The sequence below is a fragment of the Elusimicrobiota bacterium genome (genome assembly GCA_040757695.1).
In the GTDB taxonomy this organism is placed as follows: Bacteria; Elusimicrobiota; UBA8919; order UBA8919; family UBA8919; genus JBFLWK01.
On the sequence record JBFLWK010000009.1, the window covers coordinates 34103 to 49434 of the forward strand.

Annotated in this window: 14 protein-coding genes; all 14 read left to right on the forward strand. The window is 33.1% G+C overall.

Annotation, left to right across the window (positions count from 1 at the left end; genetic code table 11):
* Nucleotides 1-4 precede the first annotated feature (4 nt).
* The gene (gene ribD / locus AB1349_02965) at nucleotides 5-1078 is read left to right on the forward strand and encodes a bifunctional diaminohydroxyphosphoribosylaminopyrimidine deaminase/5-amino-6-(5-phosphoribosylamino)uracil reductase RibD (protein MEW6556294.1); all 1074 of its coding nucleotides are present in this window, start codon (nucleotides 5-7) and stop codon (nucleotides 1076-1078) included.
* Nucleotides 1079-1170: 92 nt separating this feature from the next.
* On the forward strand, nucleotides 1171-2154 hold the full coding sequence (locus AB1349_02970; protein MEW6556295.1) for a CehA/McbA family metallohydrolase: 984 nt from the start codon (nucleotides 1171-1173) through the stop codon (nucleotides 2152-2154).
* A 14-nt stretch (nucleotides 2155-2168) separates the two neighbouring features.
* Nucleotides 2169-6131, forward strand: coding sequence for an adenylate/guanylate cyclase domain-containing protein (locus AB1349_02975; GenBank protein MEW6556296.1), 3963 nt, complete (start codon nucleotides 2169-2171; stop codon nucleotides 6129-6131).
* Between the two features lie 64 nt (nucleotides 6132-6195).
* Complete coding sequence (locus AB1349_02980; GenBank protein ID MEW6556297.1) at nucleotides 6196-6816, forward strand: riboflavin synthase; 621 nt, start codon at nucleotides 6196-6198, stop codon at nucleotides 6814-6816.
* A gap of 122 nt (nucleotides 6817-6938) precedes the next feature.
* Nucleotides 6939-8138 (forward strand): bifunctional 3,4-dihydroxy-2-butanone-4-phosphate synthase/GTP cyclohydrolase II, encoded by a 1200-nt coding sequence (locus AB1349_02985; GenBank protein ID MEW6556298.1) that lies wholly within the window; start codon nucleotides 6939-6941, stop codon nucleotides 8136-8138.
* An 85-nt stretch (nucleotides 8139-8223) separates the two neighbouring features.
* Nucleotides 8224-8691, forward strand: coding sequence for a 6,7-dimethyl-8-ribityllumazine synthase (gene ribE, locus AB1349_02990; protein MEW6556299.1), 468 nt, complete (start codon nucleotides 8224-8226; stop codon nucleotides 8689-8691).
* A 41-nt stretch (nucleotides 8692-8732) separates the two neighbouring features.
* Nucleotides 8733-9149: a transcription antitermination factor NusB gene (gene nusB / locus AB1349_02995; protein ID MEW6556300.1), complete on the forward strand. Its 417-nt coding sequence runs from the start codon at nucleotides 8733-8735 to the stop codon at nucleotides 9147-9149.
* 27 nt (nucleotides 9150-9176) lie between these two features.
* Nucleotides 9177-9467, forward strand: a complete 291-nt coding sequence (locus AB1349_03000) for a winged helix-turn-helix domain-containing protein (protein MEW6556301.1) — start codon at nucleotides 9177-9179, stop codon at nucleotides 9465-9467.
* 49 nt (nucleotides 9468-9516) lie between these two features.
* Entirely contained in the window at nucleotides 9517-11529 is a 2013-nt protein-coding gene (gene ligA / locus AB1349_03005) for an NAD-dependent DNA ligase LigA (GenBank protein MEW6556302.1), read from the forward strand.
* Nucleotides 11529-12071 (forward strand): hypothetical protein, encoded by a 543-nt coding sequence (locus AB1349_03010; protein MEW6556303.1) that lies wholly within the window; start codon nucleotides 11529-11531, stop codon nucleotides 12069-12071. The genes ligA and AB1349_03010 overlap by 1 nt, the downstream gene beginning before the upstream one ends.
* A 175-nt stretch (nucleotides 12072-12246) precedes the next feature.
* Nucleotides 12247-13137, forward strand: coding sequence for a M20/M25/M40 family metallo-hydrolase (locus tag AB1349_03015; protein MEW6556304.1), 891 nt, complete (start codon nucleotides 12247-12249; stop codon nucleotides 13135-13137).
* Nucleotides 13130-13858 (forward strand): protein-L-isoaspartate(D-aspartate) O-methyltransferase, encoded by a 729-nt coding sequence (locus AB1349_03020; protein MEW6556305.1) that lies wholly within the window; start codon nucleotides 13130-13132, stop codon nucleotides 13856-13858. Before AB1349_03015 ends, AB1349_03020 begins: the two co-directional genes overlap by 8 nt.
* 16 nt (nucleotides 13859-13874) lie before the next feature.
* Nucleotides 13875-14291 carry a peptide chain release factor-like protein gene (locus AB1349_03025; GenBank protein ID MEW6556306.1) on the forward strand — a complete coding sequence of 139 codons (417 nt, stop codon included), beginning with the start codon at nucleotides 13875-13877 and terminating at the stop codon, nucleotides 14289-14291.
* A complete protein-coding gene (locus AB1349_03030) occupies nucleotides 14284-15318 on the forward strand; it encodes a DUF362 domain-containing protein (GenBank protein ID MEW6556307.1) in 1035 nt (344 codons plus the stop codon). The genes AB1349_03025 and AB1349_03030 overlap by 8 nt, the downstream gene beginning before the upstream one ends.
* Nucleotides 15319-15332: the final 14 nt, after the last annotated feature.

Below are 15332 nucleotides of genomic sequence, written 5' to 3' on the forward strand. Positions count from 1 at the left end.
CAAGATGAAAAAAACTGATACTATAGATAATGACAAAAAATATATGCAACTGGCTTTACAACTTGCTAAAACAGGCATCGGAAAAGTAAGCCCTAACCCGATGGTCGGCTGTGTAATTGTAAAAAATGGAAAAATTATTTCAACCGGTTATCACAAATACTTGGGAGGTTCGCATGCGGAAGTCAATGCCTTGAAGAACTACAAAAACCTAAAAGGTGCAACAATGTATGTTAATCTGGAACCGTGCTGCCATTACAACAAGAAAACACCGCCTTGCGTTCCACTTATAATCGCAGCAGGCATAAAAAAAGTTATTATTGCCATGAAAGATCCGAATCATGCGGTGGCGGGTAAAGGGATAAAACAACTTATAAAAAACAATATAAAATGTAAAGTCGGGGTCTTGAAAAACGAAGCGGAGAAATTAAACGAAAAATATATCAAATATACAAAAACGAAAATTCCTTTCGTAATTCTTAAAATGGCGTATTCGCTGGACGGTAAAACGAAAACGGAAAACGGCGATTCTAAGTGGATAAGCTGTGAAAAATCAAGAAACCTCGTCCATAAAATAAGAAGCGAGGTTGATGCTGTTCTGGTCGGTATAAACACGGTATTAAAAGATAATCCGTATCTCACATCGCACGGCAGCGGAAAAAATCCTGTAAGGGTTATACTGGATACAAACTTGAAAATCCCTTTTAGTTCAAATGTGCTGAACAATGCGGCTGAAACAATAATTGCAACTTCTAAAACATCAAATAAACAAAAAAAAGCAAAACTTAAAAAGGCTGGTATAAAAATAATTGAGATGCCTGTAAAAAATAACCTTATTGACCTGAGAAAATTTCTTATTGAACTTGGGAAACGGCAGATTTCGTCGCTGCTAGTTGAAGGCGGTGAAACTGTTGCCAACTTTTTTCTTAAACAAAAACTGGTTGATAAAATTGTGTTTTTTATCTGCCCCAAAATAATCAACGGTTTTTCAAAAATGAACCAAGTATTAGAAATTAAAAACATATCTGTAAAAAAAATCAAAAATGATTTACTATATGAGGGCTATTTAACGACAAGTTAAAGGTTAAAGGTCAAAGGTTAAAAATATATGTCCAGCTTTTATTTTAATTTTTAACTTTTTACTTCTAACTTCCCGAGTAAAGTGAGGTCTTAATGTATGACTATGCAGGTGCAATACATATCCATTCTTTTTATTCTTACGACGGGAATGTAAAAATTGAAAATATTATAGAATCGGCTAACAGCTGTGGGCTTGATTTTATTGTCATCACCGACCATTTTTCTATTGAAGCAAAAAAATATGAGGGCTGGCATGGAAATACTCTTGTAATCGTCGGTGAGGAGATTTCGCCGAGATACAACCATTATCTTGCATTTGATATAAAAAAAGCGGTTGTGGTTGATAAACAGGAAAATTTGCCGCAAAAATATATTGATGAAGTGAACTCACAGGGTGGATTCGGTTTTGTTGCGCATCCTGACCATCAGGGAAATAAAAAATTTAATGTTAACTCTTACCGATGGAAAGATTGGTCTGTAAACAACTATTCCGGGTTCTGTATCTGGGATTTGCAAACCGACTGGCAGGAAACATTAACAACTTATCTTAAAGCACTGCTGAGTTATTGGTTCCAAGCGTATTTTCTGAAAGGACCTAAAAAAGAAACATTAGCCAGATGGGATGCTGTAAATCAGACTGACAAAAAATACGGTATTGGTGAAATTGATAACCACGAAACTATAAAAAAATACTTTAGTATAAAATTTAAGGTTTTCCCGTTTGACCTCGTATTCAAAACTATACGAACTCATATAACAATAGATGAACCATTTGTAAAAAATAACTCCGATATTGATAAAATCTATAATGCGCTTAAAACAGGAAAATGTTTTGTGTCAAACGATTACTTTTCAAATGCAAAGGGCTTCCAATTTTACAAAGAAAATGATAAAATAATTGTCAGAACGCCAGCAAAGTCAAAAATAAAAATTATCAAAAATGGGAATTTATTTGTAGAAGATTTTTCTGATACATTATCGGTGAAACCAGACGGGAAAGGTGTCTACAGGTGTGAATGTTATCTAAAAAAATGGGGGCTTAAACCCTGGATTTTTTCTAATCCAATTTTTATATAAAATAATACTGTTATATGATAGCAAAAAATGTTTATCAAGATATCGTAACTTTTATTCCGAAACATCTTGTTGAGATTTTTCATTCTAAGAGATATAAATATGAGTTTGCACCAAATTACTTAAACTACACAATGCTATATATTGATATCACTGGATTTACTGCTTTATCTGAAAAACTGGCTACTATTGGAAATGAAGGTGCTGAAAAACTTGTCATTATACTTAATTTTTATTTCAGGAATATAATAAAAATAATTGATGAGAACAAAGGTTATATTATAAAATTCGGCGGAGATGCTATTCTTTCAATGTTTCCTGTAATCAAAGGAGATATAAGTTCGTCTGTTAGAGCATGTTTTGTTGCCGCTGGTGAAATCGGTGTTTTTTTCAAGAATAATCCAACTGTTAGAACTCCTCTGGGAACAGTAGAATTCAATGTCACAATGTCTATAAATAATGGTCAGGTTTTTAGTTCTGTTATCGGCAGCAAAAACCATCGTTTAGAATACTTCATATCCGGTAAAATGTTAAATGAACTTGCCTTGGCTGAACTGGTCTGTCCAAAAGGTGAAATAATAGCATGTGAAAGAATGAAAAATTTATTGATAGAAAATAGAGTAAATTATAGAAGAATAAATAGATGTGAAAGTATTTTCTATATAACAAAACCTGAAAATATTGATTTAAAAAACTCTCCACTGGTAACAAAAATAAAACGGATAAAATTATCCTATAAAAATTTACAACTTCAAAGTTTTGTAGAGAAATTCCTTGATCCAGTAATTCTGAAATGGATAAAAAAAGGGTATACTACTGAACTAACGTTTTGTGAACATAAAAGATGCAGTTCTGTTTTTGTAAATTTTATTGGCCTGGAAGAAATAAAAGATGTAGAAAAGACAAATATTATTATAAATCAGTATTTCAACAAACTGCTCCAGATTTGCTTAAAATATAATGGAACATTTAATGGCACTTTTATATCCACTGAAGGTATAAGTTTTTTAGTTATTTTTGGTGTGCCTGAATCACAGGAAAAACAGGAACTTCTGGCAATTGATTTTGCAATTGAATTAAGAGATTATTTTATAAATTTCAATAAAGAGAATAAACTTCGCTTTGCACAAAAAATTGGAATAAATACCGGTAATGTCTTCTGCGGAATCATAGGTTCTCATCTCAGAAAGAACTACACTATTATGGGAGATGCTGTAAACTGTGCCTATCGTTTTATGTCAAAGGCAAAAGATAATTCAATGTTTGTCGGAGAGGAAACTATAAAGTATTTAAGGAACTGTTTTTTATTTACAAGATACAGAATAAATGTTAAAGGTAAAAAGAATTTACTTAATGTATATGAAATTAAGAAAAAGATAAAAAAACCTGATGAAAAGTTTAAGGGTGTGTTTATTGGTAGAGAAAAAGAAAAAAAACTAATAAAAAATATTATAAACGAATTTTTAAAAGGCAAAAGTCGGATAATTAATATTACCGGTGAAGCAGGTATTGGAAAAAGTTATTTAATACAGAAAATGGTTTCTCTTTTGCCAGAAGAAAAACTCAAGGTTATCCAGACGGAATGTCTGCCATACACAAAATCTATGCCGTTTTCAGTATGGATAAATGTGCTTAAGGGTTTTTTGAATTTGACAGATAAAACAACCGTTCGTGAATTTAAAAAATCTATTTCAAAATATTGCGACGATGAATCTTCAGCCCTTATTGGAGAATTGATTGGTTTTGTTATAAAGACAAAATATAAAAGAGAATTTATTGGTGAAAAAAGAAAAATTAAAATAATACAGGCGATTCTAAATATACTGTTGAATTTTTCCAAAAAAGAAATACCTTTGGTGTTAGTTTTAGAAGATTTGCACTGGATTGACGAACTATCTCTTGAAATGCTTGAAGAATTTGCCAGATATTTCCCGGTTAACAACATACTTCTCATCTTAACCGCAAGACCAATGGGAATTGTCCTCCCCAAAAACAAAAAAACAATTTACTTAAACCTGAATTCTTTTACCCTAAAAGAAACAGGAAAACTACTTGAGATATGGTTGCCTAGAAAAAAGATAGAAACTAAAATTGTAGAGGAAATTTTTAGGAAAACCGGTGGAAATCCATTTTTTCTTTCAGAGTTAGTCAGCACATTAAAGAATAGTGATCTAAGTTCTGATGATTTCAATGTTCCAGAAAAAGTTGAACAACTCCTGGTTACAAAAATTGACCACCTTCCAATAGAGACAAAAAATCTTCTTAAAATTGCTTCAGTTATAGGAAGCACATTTGATATTAATTTACTGAAAGAATTACTAATCCATATAAGATTTAAAAAAATAGAAATTATAACAGAACTTAATAATTTTAAGAGAACCGACCTTATTGAATATCTTTCCAGGGTTGGGTTATCAATCTATGCTTTCAGGCATATTTTAATTCAGAAAACTGTATATAATACATTGAATTATAAATTAAAGCGACATTTACACAAATTGGTGGCTTGTTGGTATGAAAATAAATTCAGACGAACTCCTGAAAAATATTATGAGATTCTTGCCTTACATTTTGAGAGAGCAAATTTAACAGGTAGAGCCATTAACTACTTGATTTTAGCAGCCGAAAAATCAAAAGCGATTTTTGCTAATAGAATTGCTCTTGAGTTTTATAACCGCACCGAAAATCTCTGTCTTAAGAATTTTAGACGATTTAATCGCCAGAAAAAGAGGTTCCTTTCTACCCTTTATGAAAACAGGGGTTTACTTTATAACCTGTTGGGCAAATATGATGCAGCGATTGTAAATTTTAATAAAATGAATGAATGGGCAACAAAAAATAATGACGAAGTCAAATCTGCTTATGCCTATAATTTAATTGGAAGTTGTTATAGACAGGTAGGTTCTCATAAAAAAGCGATGGAGTATTGTTTGAAGTGTCTTAAAACTGGCAGGGCATTAAACAATAGCAAACTTATTTCATCAGCTTTATTAAGTATCACAGTAATTTATTGGTATACCGGAAATTACGATAAGGCAATTGCATTCGGTGAGGAATCACTTAAGTTGCGGCGAAAAGAAGGAGATCTTCAAGGTGTCTTGCGGGGACTATTTGGAATCAGCAACTGTTATGTTAAAATTGGTGATATTAATAGGGCGTATAAGTATTTTATTGAACTGTATAATTTATCAAAAAAATTGAAAGATAAAACTGGGCTTTCTTACGCTTACGAGGGTTTGGGATACTGCTGGCATTGGTGGGGTAGTATCGGCAAAGCAATTTCTTGTTTTGAGAAATCGCTTTCTTTAAGAACTCAAATAGAGTTTTATAGAGGTATTGCTTATTCGTATTCAGATATTGGTGAAGTTTATTTTGAACTTGGATTATTTATTACGGCAGAAAAATATTTCAATAAGGCAAACGAATTCTTGAAAAATATAGAAGATAATAATTTAAGAAGTGATATAATAAGAAATCTCGGTTATATAAATCTTGTAAATAATAGGAAAAAAATTGCATTGGAATACTTCAAACAATCATATACGATTGCAATAAAAACAAGATTTTATGAATCAATAATCAAATCGGTTTATTCTCTATGTTTTTATTATAGAATAATTAAAAATTTTGACAAAACAGGATACTTCCTTAAGAAATTGTTGACCAAGTTAGTAAAAAATTGTCTGCAACAATATTTTGTGAGAGGTCTAATCATTAAATCACAAATCTATAAGAGTAGGAAAAGATATAAACAGGCAGAAGAAATTTGCAAGAAAGCATTATCTACAGCATATAATTTAAATAACACTTTTCTTAAAATAGAAACACTGAAAAATTTAATTTTTATTACCGGAGAAAAAAGGAAAAAAATTATAAAGAAACTTCATAAAAATTTAAAAATAATATCAAAATCAATTCCTGATAAAAAATTGTCTATGGCTTATCTTAAAAGACATCATATCAACGAATTCTATGCATGAAATTGACCACGGTGCTGAAAAGGTAACGATGTAAAAAAATGGATTGCTATTGTGAGCAAAAATTATGTTTACAGGAATAACTGAAGATTTGGGCACTGTAAAAAAAACAAACAAAACGCAGATTGTTGTTGAGACAAAACTTGATGATATAAAAATCGGCGATAGTATCTGCATCAATGGTGTATGTCTTACTGTTTGTGAGTTCACGAGTTCACGAGTTCACGAGTTCACGAGTCAAATTTCAGAAGAAACATATAAGAGAACAAATCTTGGTGGGCTGAAAGTAGAAGATAAAGTAAATCTTGAAAGAGCAATGAAATCGGACGGGCGGTTTGGTGGACATTTTGTTACAGGGCATATTGATGGTGTCGGACAAGTTTTAGCAATTTCAGAATTCCGGAATTCTAGAATAGTGAAATTCTCAAATCCTGAAAATTTGTCAAAATATATCATTGAAAAAGGTTCAATTGCTGTTGATGGTATAAGTTTAACAGTAGCAGAAAAAAAGGGAAACTCGTTTTCAGTTGCAATAATTCCATATACATTAAAAAACACAACATTGGGAATAAAAAAAGTTGGGGATAGTGTAAATCTTGAGACAGATATTCTGGCAAAATATGCTTCACAAAAACTGGAAAAACAAGTAATAACTTTTGATACGCTTAAAAAAGCAGGTTTTCTATGATGCAATGGTTTAGTTTTTCTAAAATTTGTAGTCGTGGATTTTCAATCCACGGTTTTTACGGCAATTAAAAATTGCCGACTACAATTATTTATATTTTTTCATGAAAATTTATCTGTTACTCTATGAAAAATTTTTCAGATATAAAAGAAGCAATTACTGATTACAGAAAAGGCAAAGCGATAATTATAGTGGACGACCCGATGCGAGAAAACGAAGGTGATATCGTTTATTCTGCTGAAAAAATTACACCTGCAAAAATCAACTTTATGGCAAAAGAAGGCCGCGGGCTTATATGCGTCTGCCTTGAAGGGAAACGACTGGATGAACTTGATATACAGCCAATGGTTGCAAATGGTGTAGAAGTCCAAGAGGCGTCATTCACGGTTTCGGTTGACGCAAAAAAAGGTATCACAACAGGTATCTCGGCACATGATAGAGCAACAACTGTTAAAGTACTCATAAACTCAAAAACAAAACCGGATGATATTATCAAGCCTGGTCATATTTTTCCATTGCGATACAAAGAAGGCGGAGTGCTGGTCAGAGCAGGGCATACAGAAGCCAGTGTTGATATAGCAAAAATTTCAGGACTTTATCCTGCAAGTGTGATTTGTGAAATTATGAATGAGGATGGCACAATGGCACGACTCCCACAACTTATAAAATTTGCGCAAAAATATAAACTTAAAATTATTACAATCGCACAGATTATTGAATACCGTAGAAAAACAGAAAAACTGATAGAAAAAATAGTAACTACTGATTTCCCGACGAGATATGGGAATTTTGTGCTGCATTTGTATCAGGATAAAATCAAAAAAGAAAACCATATCGCATTGGTAAAAGGTGAAGTAAGAAATAAAAAAAATGTGTTAACGCGAGTTCATTCATCCTGCCTTACTGGCGATACTTTTCACTCGTTGCGGTGTGATTGCGGTGACCAATTAGAAAAATCAATTCAGATTATTCAGAAAGAAAAAGTTGGTGTCTTGCTGTATATGCATCAGGAAGGCCGCGGTATCGGGTTAACAAATAAACTGAAAGCATATCAACTACAGGATAATGGCTATGATACAGTAGAAGCGAATTTAAAACTTGGTTTTAAACCCGATTTGCGTGATTACGGCATCGGCGCACAAATACTTTCTGATTTGGGTCTTTCAACAATAAAACTTCTGACAAATAATCCGAAAAAAATAGTCGGGCTTGAAGGCTATGGCTTAAAAATAGTAGAACGGATTCCTATACAAATTACGCCAAAATCAAAAATCGCTAAAAAATATCTCAAAACAAAAGAAAAAAAATTAGGACACCTGTTGTAGCAGCCGTGTATAATTACGGTTTTTCATATAAATTTTTAATTTTACATTTTACATTTTTAATTGATTTTACAGGAGGTGGTTGAGTATGGGAAAGATGTTTGAAGGTAAACTGGTGGCACGGGGCTTGAAGTTTGGAATCGTGGTTTCAAGGTTCAATGAGTTCATCACCGCCAAACTGCTGGAAGGTTGTATGGATGCACTCAAACGGCACGAAGCAGATGAAGAAAATATTGATACTGTTTGGGTGCCAGGTGCGTTTGAGATACCATTCATTGCAAATAAACTGGCATCATCAAAAAAGTATGATGCGGTGATTTGTCTCGGTGCGGTAATTAAAGGCGATACACCACATTACGATTATATCGCAGCAGAAGTAACAAAGGGTATCGCACAAACCGGATTGAAAATTGGTGTGCCAGTTGTTTTCGGAGTTATCACAACTGACAATCTTGAACAGGCAATAGAACGAGCAGGCACAAAAGCTGGTAATAAAGGCGCAGAAGCTGCAATGACAGCAATAGAACTGGTAAACCTGAATTCACAATTAAAATAGTTTTTGAATTCTTAATTCTCAATTCTTAATTCTTTAATTTTATGGGTTCAAGAAGAATTTCACGTGAATGCGCGATGCAAATACTTTATAGTATTGATGTTTGCAAACTAACAAAAGAAGATGCAGAAACTTTTTTTTGGAATACACAATATTACGATAACAACATCGTTGCATTTGCAAAAGAACTTATTGACGGCACATTGGCAAACCTCAACGAAATTGATAAACACCTAAAACAAACGGCTGAAAACTGGGAACTTGATAGAATGGCATCTGTTGATAGAGCAATCTTGCGACTATCTTCATATGAATTACTTTTTACACCTGAAACACCGCCGAATGTCGTGATAAATGAGGCAATAGAATTGGCAAAAGATTTTTCAACTGAAGAATCAGGAAAATTTGTCAACGGTATCTTGGATAAAATAAAATCAAAAATGCAAAAATACAAAAACTAAAAGTGAACTTCCCTAGTTAGCGAGAACATGAGAAACCCCAAAATAAATGTTATTAAAGTTTTTAAAGCATTATCTTTTCAAAAGAGAGTAAAAATATTTTTGCTTTTATTGAAGAATAGAAATGGTTTGCATTTAAGTTTAATATCTGAAAAATTAAAAATGCCTATTCAAACAGCAGGTCGTCATATTTTGAAACTTCGCAGTGCAGGGATCGTAACGAGTAAAAGATACAAAAATAAAATGGTATATACAGTAAGACCGTTAGCTGCGGAATTTGATACAGATTTAGTTTTGTTTATCAAAAAGTATTTGAAATGAACTTCCCTAGTTAGCGAGAACATGGGAAGACCAAATTTAACAAAAAACTATGAATACCAAACAGGAAATTGAAAAACTGAAAAAAGAAATCAGACATCACGATTATCTGTATTATGTCCTTGCTCAGCCGGAAATATCAGATACTGAATATGACAAACTAATAAGACAATTAAAAAAACTGGAAGAAAAAAATCCGCAACTTATTATGCCGGATTCGCCAACACAAAGGGTCTCTGGCGAAGTTGTAAAGGATTTTAAGACGGTAAAACATTCTACACTGATGCTATCATTGGACAATACTTATTCTGCAGATGAAGTAATTGAATGGGATAAACGCGTGAAGAAAGCAGTTTCTGATGAAGTATTAGAGTATGTAATTGAACCAAAAATTGATGGTGTGAGTTGCGCGTTAACTTACAAAAATGGATTGCTTGTCTTTGGTGCTACTCGTGGTGATGGCGAAAGTGGCGAAGATATTACACTTAACATAAAAACAATAAAATCAATACCACTCAAACTACTCACTACTGCCCACTGCCTACTACCTGTCCTATTGGAAGTTCGTGGTGAAGTTTATATTGACAAAAACGATTTCCAAAAATTAAACAATCAACTTTCTGAAAAAAAAGAACAAATGTTCGCAAACCCCAGAAATGCCGCTGCAGGCTCATTACGTCAGAAAGACCCGAAAATTACAGCAGAACGAAAGTTAAAATTTATCACGCATTCATATGGGAAGATAGAAGGGACAGAAAAATTCAAAACGCATTTTGAGTTTCTTAAACTGTGCGAAAAATTAGGACTACCGACAACATTAAAAAAAGTAACAGCCACAAAAAGTATAGACGAAGTGGTTGCAGTATGCAAAAAATGGGAATCTGAACGAGAAAACCTTTTATACGAAATTGACGGGCTTGTTATAAAAATAAACTCACTTGCCCAACAACAAAAACTTGGCTTTACTATGAAATCACCACGCTGGGCAATCGCTTACAAATTCCCAGCAAAACAGGCAACTACAAAACTAAAAAATATAGTGGTGCAGGTTGGTAGAACCGGGATTTTAACGCCTGTCGCGGAACTTGAGCCGGTTGAATGTGGTGGTGTGACTATCGCTCGTGCAACACTTCATAATTTTGACGAAATAGAACGGCTTGGTGTGAAAATCGGTGATACTGTTTTAATAGAGCGTGCAGGTGAAGTGATTCCAAAAATTGTAAAAGTGATTGAAACAAAACGAACAGGAAAAGAAAAACGATTTTCAATACCGAACAAATGTTCGGTTTGTGGTGAAGAGGTTGTCAAAGAAAAAGAAGCAGAGGTTGCCTGGCGATGCATAAATCCATCCTGCCCTGCACAATTAGAACGAGGACTTATTCATTTTGCAAAACGGAAAGCAATGGATATTGAAGGGTTTGGAGAAGCTGTAGTCGAGCAACTGGTCTCTAAAAAAATGGTTTCTAACTTTGCGGATATCTATTCTCTTAAAAAAGATGACTTGTTGAAACTTGAATTGTTCAAAGATAAAAAAGCAGAAAATCTTTTGTCCGCAATTGAAAAATCAAAAAACCGTCCTTTAAGCCGACTTCTGTTTGGGTTAGGTATCCGTAATGTTGGTGAAAAAGCAGCAATTGTATTAGCCGAAAAATTTCTTACACTTCATAATCTGATGAAAGCAACTCTTGACGATTTACAAAAAATATATGAAGTTGGTCCTGTTATGGCTGAGTGTATTGTAAACTTTTTCAAACAGCCAAAGACAAAAGAACTTATAGAAAAACTCAAACAAGCAGGTGTCAATATGAAAGAAGAGGTTCGTAGGGGTGAATTTATTCGCTCGCTTGAAGGTAAAACATTCGTTTTCACGGGAGAACTGAAAAATTTTTCAAGGACTGAAGCAGAAGCAAAAGTACGAGAATTAAGCGGGAATGCTACTTCATCAGTCAGCAAAAAAACTGATTTTGTAGTTGCCGGCGAAAATCCGGGTTCAAAATATGAGAAAGCCAAAAAAGTAGGTGTAAAAATAATCTCAGAAGAAGAATTCTTGAAAATGATAAAATAATGGGTAAAATTATTTTTGGGGCAGTCATTTTAATACTTTTGTATGAATTCTATCCACAAATGGTAAAATTTGTCAAACAATGTTTTCCATCACTGTTTGTTAAAAAATCGTGGAAATTTAACATCTGGTATTATATTGATTTCAGGAAATTAATATTCACAATAATTGGTATTGTATTGATATGGCGGGTTTTTAAAACAGTTAAAATTCCTGATATATCTTGGTTTCCTACGAAACCTTTTTTGATGAAAATAATGGAATGTGTTATCTACTTTACACTGCTGAATTTTTTATTCAACTATGAAAGTGGTTTATTCTCAGTTTTCAGACATCCATTCATTACAAAAGTTAAACGACTTGTTAACTGGTTTATCTTTCTGTATCTGATAATTGGTACTTATCCATATGCTGATATAGTTACAAAAAGAGTTAAAATGTCATTTACGAAATCACAACCGAAAACACAACAGAAAATAGATACACAGAAACTGTATGAGACAGAATTCCCGATTCTTAAAAAAATAGACGAAACATTAAAATAAAGTGGCTATGTCGCTCTCCATGGTGGGTCATTGCGAGTGAAACGAAGCAATCTTGGTTCGGATTTGCACGACTGATAAGCAAGATTACTACACCACAATTATCGTCGGGGCTCGCAATGACAAATTGAATATTGTGTATTGTAATTTCTTGTTATTGGTTGGAATTTTTCTTAATATGAACAATGTCTATGCAGAAGTTAAACAGGTAGAACAGAATCTTAAAAAACATGTAATACATCTTGCTAAAGATATTGGAGAACGAAATTATGTTCAATATAAAAATCTTGAGACAGCAGCGGACTATATTTTTGCTGAGTTCAAAAAATATGGGTATGAACCATATAACCAGTTTTATACTATAGAAAAAGGCGATTTAGTAAAACGGAAAAGATATAGAAATGTTATTGCTGAGAAAAAAGGAAATAGTGAGATTATCGTTATCGGTGCACATTACGATTCTGTTCTGGGCTCTCCAGGCGCTGATGATAACGCCTCAGCAGTAGCAGGATTGCTTGAGATTGCAAGATTGCTAAAAAATATCAATACAAAACGAACAATACAATTTGTTGCATTCACAAATGAAGAGCCACCGTTTTTTTATACAGAGAATATGGGCTCAAGAGTTTTTGCACGTGAAGCAAGAAAGAATAATGAAAAAATTGTAGCGATGATTACACTTGAGATGATAGGATATTATACAGACAAGAAACAGAAATATCCGTTATTTTTAGGGCTTTTCTACCCAGATAAAGGGAATTATATCGGCATTGTAAGTGATATATTTTCGTATAGGATTGCAATAAAAATAAAAAGGTATTTCAAACAACATTCTGCTTTCCCTGTTCAGATGCTTATCGCACCACGAACTTTTTCAGCAATAAATTTATCTGATAACTCATCTTTCTGGATATACGGCTATAAAGCAGTGATGATTACAGATACCGCATATTTCAGAAACCCGAATTATCATAGTGAATATGATTTACCTGAAACACTTAATTACAAAAGTATGGCTGAAGTCGTTGATGGTTTATCTAAAGCGGTTCTGGAGTTAGTTAATGAATAGAATAATTTTAAGTGTGTTTTTTATTCTCTGCTTGTTTTCGTGTAAGACAAATTCTATATCAGATAGAAAAAGTGTAGACGATACAGATAGATACTACAAAGCAAGCGTAGCAATGGTGGAAACACAACTCAAAACACGAGATATTACGGACAAAAAAGTTTTACAGGCAATGCTAAAAGTGGAACGGTATAAATTTGTTCCAAAACAATATCAAAAAAATGCATATGACGATACTCCTTTACCAATTGGCTATGGTCAGACGATTTCACAACCTTATATTGTAGCATTGATGACACAATTATTGAACCTCAAGGGTAATGAAAAAGTTTTAGAAATAGGAACGGGTTCAGGATATCAAGCAGCGATATTAGCAGAATTGTGCAAAAATGGTGGAGCGGTTTATACGATAGAAATCATTCCTGAACTCGGAAAAGGCGCTGAAAAACTGTTAAATACTATGGGATATAAAAATATCTCCGTAAAAATAGATGATGGATATCTTGGCTGGCCGGAATATGCACCTTTTGATGGGATAATAGTAACCTGCGCACCTGACGAAATTCCACAACCATTAATTGACCAACTCAAAGACAGCGGAAAAATGGTAATACCAGTAGGCGAGTTTTGGCAGGAACTGATACTGGTTAAAAAAATTAAAGGAAAAATTATCAAAAAAAGTATAATCCCTGTAAGATTCGTTCCGATGATTAGAAAAGAATAACTATGTCTAAAAAATTATGATTAACTTCGGAGTAAGTTTGCAAAAACAGAAATTATTAGAAGAAAAAATGCAAAAATTAGGTATCTATGAAAAAGATATTATAGAAAGCTTTATTCGGTCAGGTGGTAAAGGTGGACAATATCTCAATAAAGTATCTACCTGCGTTTATCTAAAACATCTACCAACAGGTATTGAGATAAAATGTCAAAAAGAAAGGTCGCAACTTTTGAACCGTTTTATCGCAAGACGAATACTTGTAAATAAAATTGAACAAACAATTTTAGGCAAACAAAGTGAAGAACAACAACGGATAGCAAAAATCAGACGACAAAAAAGAAAACGTTCTAAACGGGCAAAAGAAAAGATTTTAAGAGATAAACAATTCCAATCGTTAAAAAAAGAAATGAGAAAAAAAATAATAAATTATGAGTAATGTGTATTTTTCAAAAATTATTTCGCAGGATAAAATAAAGAAACTTTTAGAAAAAGTTGGATTTTCAAGTTTTATTTCTAAAAACGACCTTGTCGCAATAAAAATCCATTTCGGTGAAAAAGGGAACCAAGGATATATAAAACCTGAATTTGTAAAACCAATAGTTGAAATGGTAAAACTGCTCGGTGGAAAACCGTTTTTAACAGACGCTAATACGATTTACAAGGGAGCAAGAGCAGATGCAGTCAGCCATTTTAATACAGCAATTGAACATGGGTTCGGTAGTTGTGACTGCCCAATAATAATCGCAGATGGGTTGCGTGGAAATTCTTATGTAGATGTCGCTGTTAATCTTAAACATTTTCAAAAAGTAAAAATTGCAACGGATATTTACTACGCCGATAAAATTGTTTTTCTCACGCATTTCAAAGGACACGAAATTTCTGGGTTTGGTGGAGCATTAAAAAATATCGGTATGGGTTGCGGTTCCCGACAAGGCAAATATGAGATGCATAATTCAATAAAACCAAATATAAAAATTGAAAATTGTATTGGGTGTGGAACTTGTATAAAATGGTGCCCATCAGGTGCATTGAAACTTGTAAATAAAAAAATTATAATGAACAAAGAAGTTTGTATTGGTTGTGGAGAGTGCATCTTATCCTGTGAACAGCATACTATAAAAATACCATGGAATGAATCTACAAAAAATGCACAGGAAAAAATTGTGGAATATGCTTTAGGTGTCTTAAAAAATAAAAAAGCGATTTACATAAATTTCCTGAACTACATTACAAAATTCTGCGATTGCTATGAGACAAAAGAAAACCCATTGATTGACGATATAGGAATTTTATCTTCCGACAACCCCGTCGCTATTGATATGGCATCAGTTGAACTGGTTAATAAAAAATTTGGGGCTGATTTTTTCAAACATATATTCCCAGATATTGATTGGTCGGTACAATTGGAATATGCCGAAAAACTTGGTCTTGGAATGAGAAAATACGAACTTACACAACTATAATTAGCTAATTTCGT

What these genes read in the sequence shown, in the direction of transcription:
- ligA (MEW6556302.1), top strand. Translation starts at nt 9,517, where the DNA reads ATGAATACCAAACAGGAAATTGAAAAACTGAAAAAAGAAATCAGACAT.
- ribD (MEW6556294.1), top strand. Translation starts at nt 5, where the DNA reads ATGAAAAAAACTGATACTATAGATAATGACAAAAAATATATGCAACTG.
- AB1349_02980 (MEW6556297.1), top strand. Translation starts at nt 6,196, where the DNA reads ATGTTTACAGGAATAACTGAAGATTTGGGCACTGTAAAAAAAACAAAC.
- AB1349_03020 (MEW6556305.1), top strand. Translation starts at nt 13,130, where the DNA reads ATGAATAGAATAATTTTAAGTGTGTTTTTTATTCTCTGCTTGTTTTCG.
- nusB (MEW6556300.1), top strand. Translation starts at nt 8,733, where the DNA reads ATGGGTTCAAGAAGAATTTCACGTGAATGCGCGATGCAAATACTTTAT.
- AB1349_03015 (MEW6556304.1), top strand. Translation starts at nt 12,247, where the DNA reads ATGAACAATGTCTATGCAGAAGTTAAACAGGTAGAACAGAATCTTAAA.
- AB1349_02970 (MEW6556295.1), top strand. Translation starts at nt 1,171, where the DNA reads ATGTATGACTATGCAGGTGCAATACATATCCATTCTTTTTATTCTTAC.
- AB1349_02985 (MEW6556298.1), top strand. Translation starts at nt 6,939, where the DNA reads ATGAAAAATTTTTCAGATATAAAAGAAGCAATTACTGATTACAGAAAA.
- AB1349_03030 (MEW6556307.1), top strand. Translation starts at nt 14,284, where the DNA reads ATGAGTAATGTGTATTTTTCAAAAATTATTTCGCAGGATAAAATAAAG.
- AB1349_03000 (MEW6556301.1), top strand. Translation starts at nt 9,177, where the DNA reads ATGAGAAACCCCAAAATAAATGTTATTAAAGTTTTTAAAGCATTATCT.
- AB1349_03025 (MEW6556306.1), top strand. Translation starts at nt 13,875, where the DNA reads ATGATTAACTTCGGAGTAAGTTTGCAAAAACAGAAATTATTAGAAGAA.
- AB1349_03010 (MEW6556303.1), top strand. Translation starts at nt 11,529, where the DNA reads ATGGGTAAAATTATTTTTGGGGCAGTCATTTTAATACTTTTGTATGAA.
- ribE (MEW6556299.1), top strand. Translation starts at nt 8,224, where the DNA reads ATGGGAAAGATGTTTGAAGGTAAACTGGTGGCACGGGGCTTGAAGTTT.
- AB1349_02975 (MEW6556296.1), top strand. Translation starts at nt 2,169, where the DNA reads ATGATAGCAAAAAATGTTTATCAAGATATCGTAACTTTTATTCCGAAA.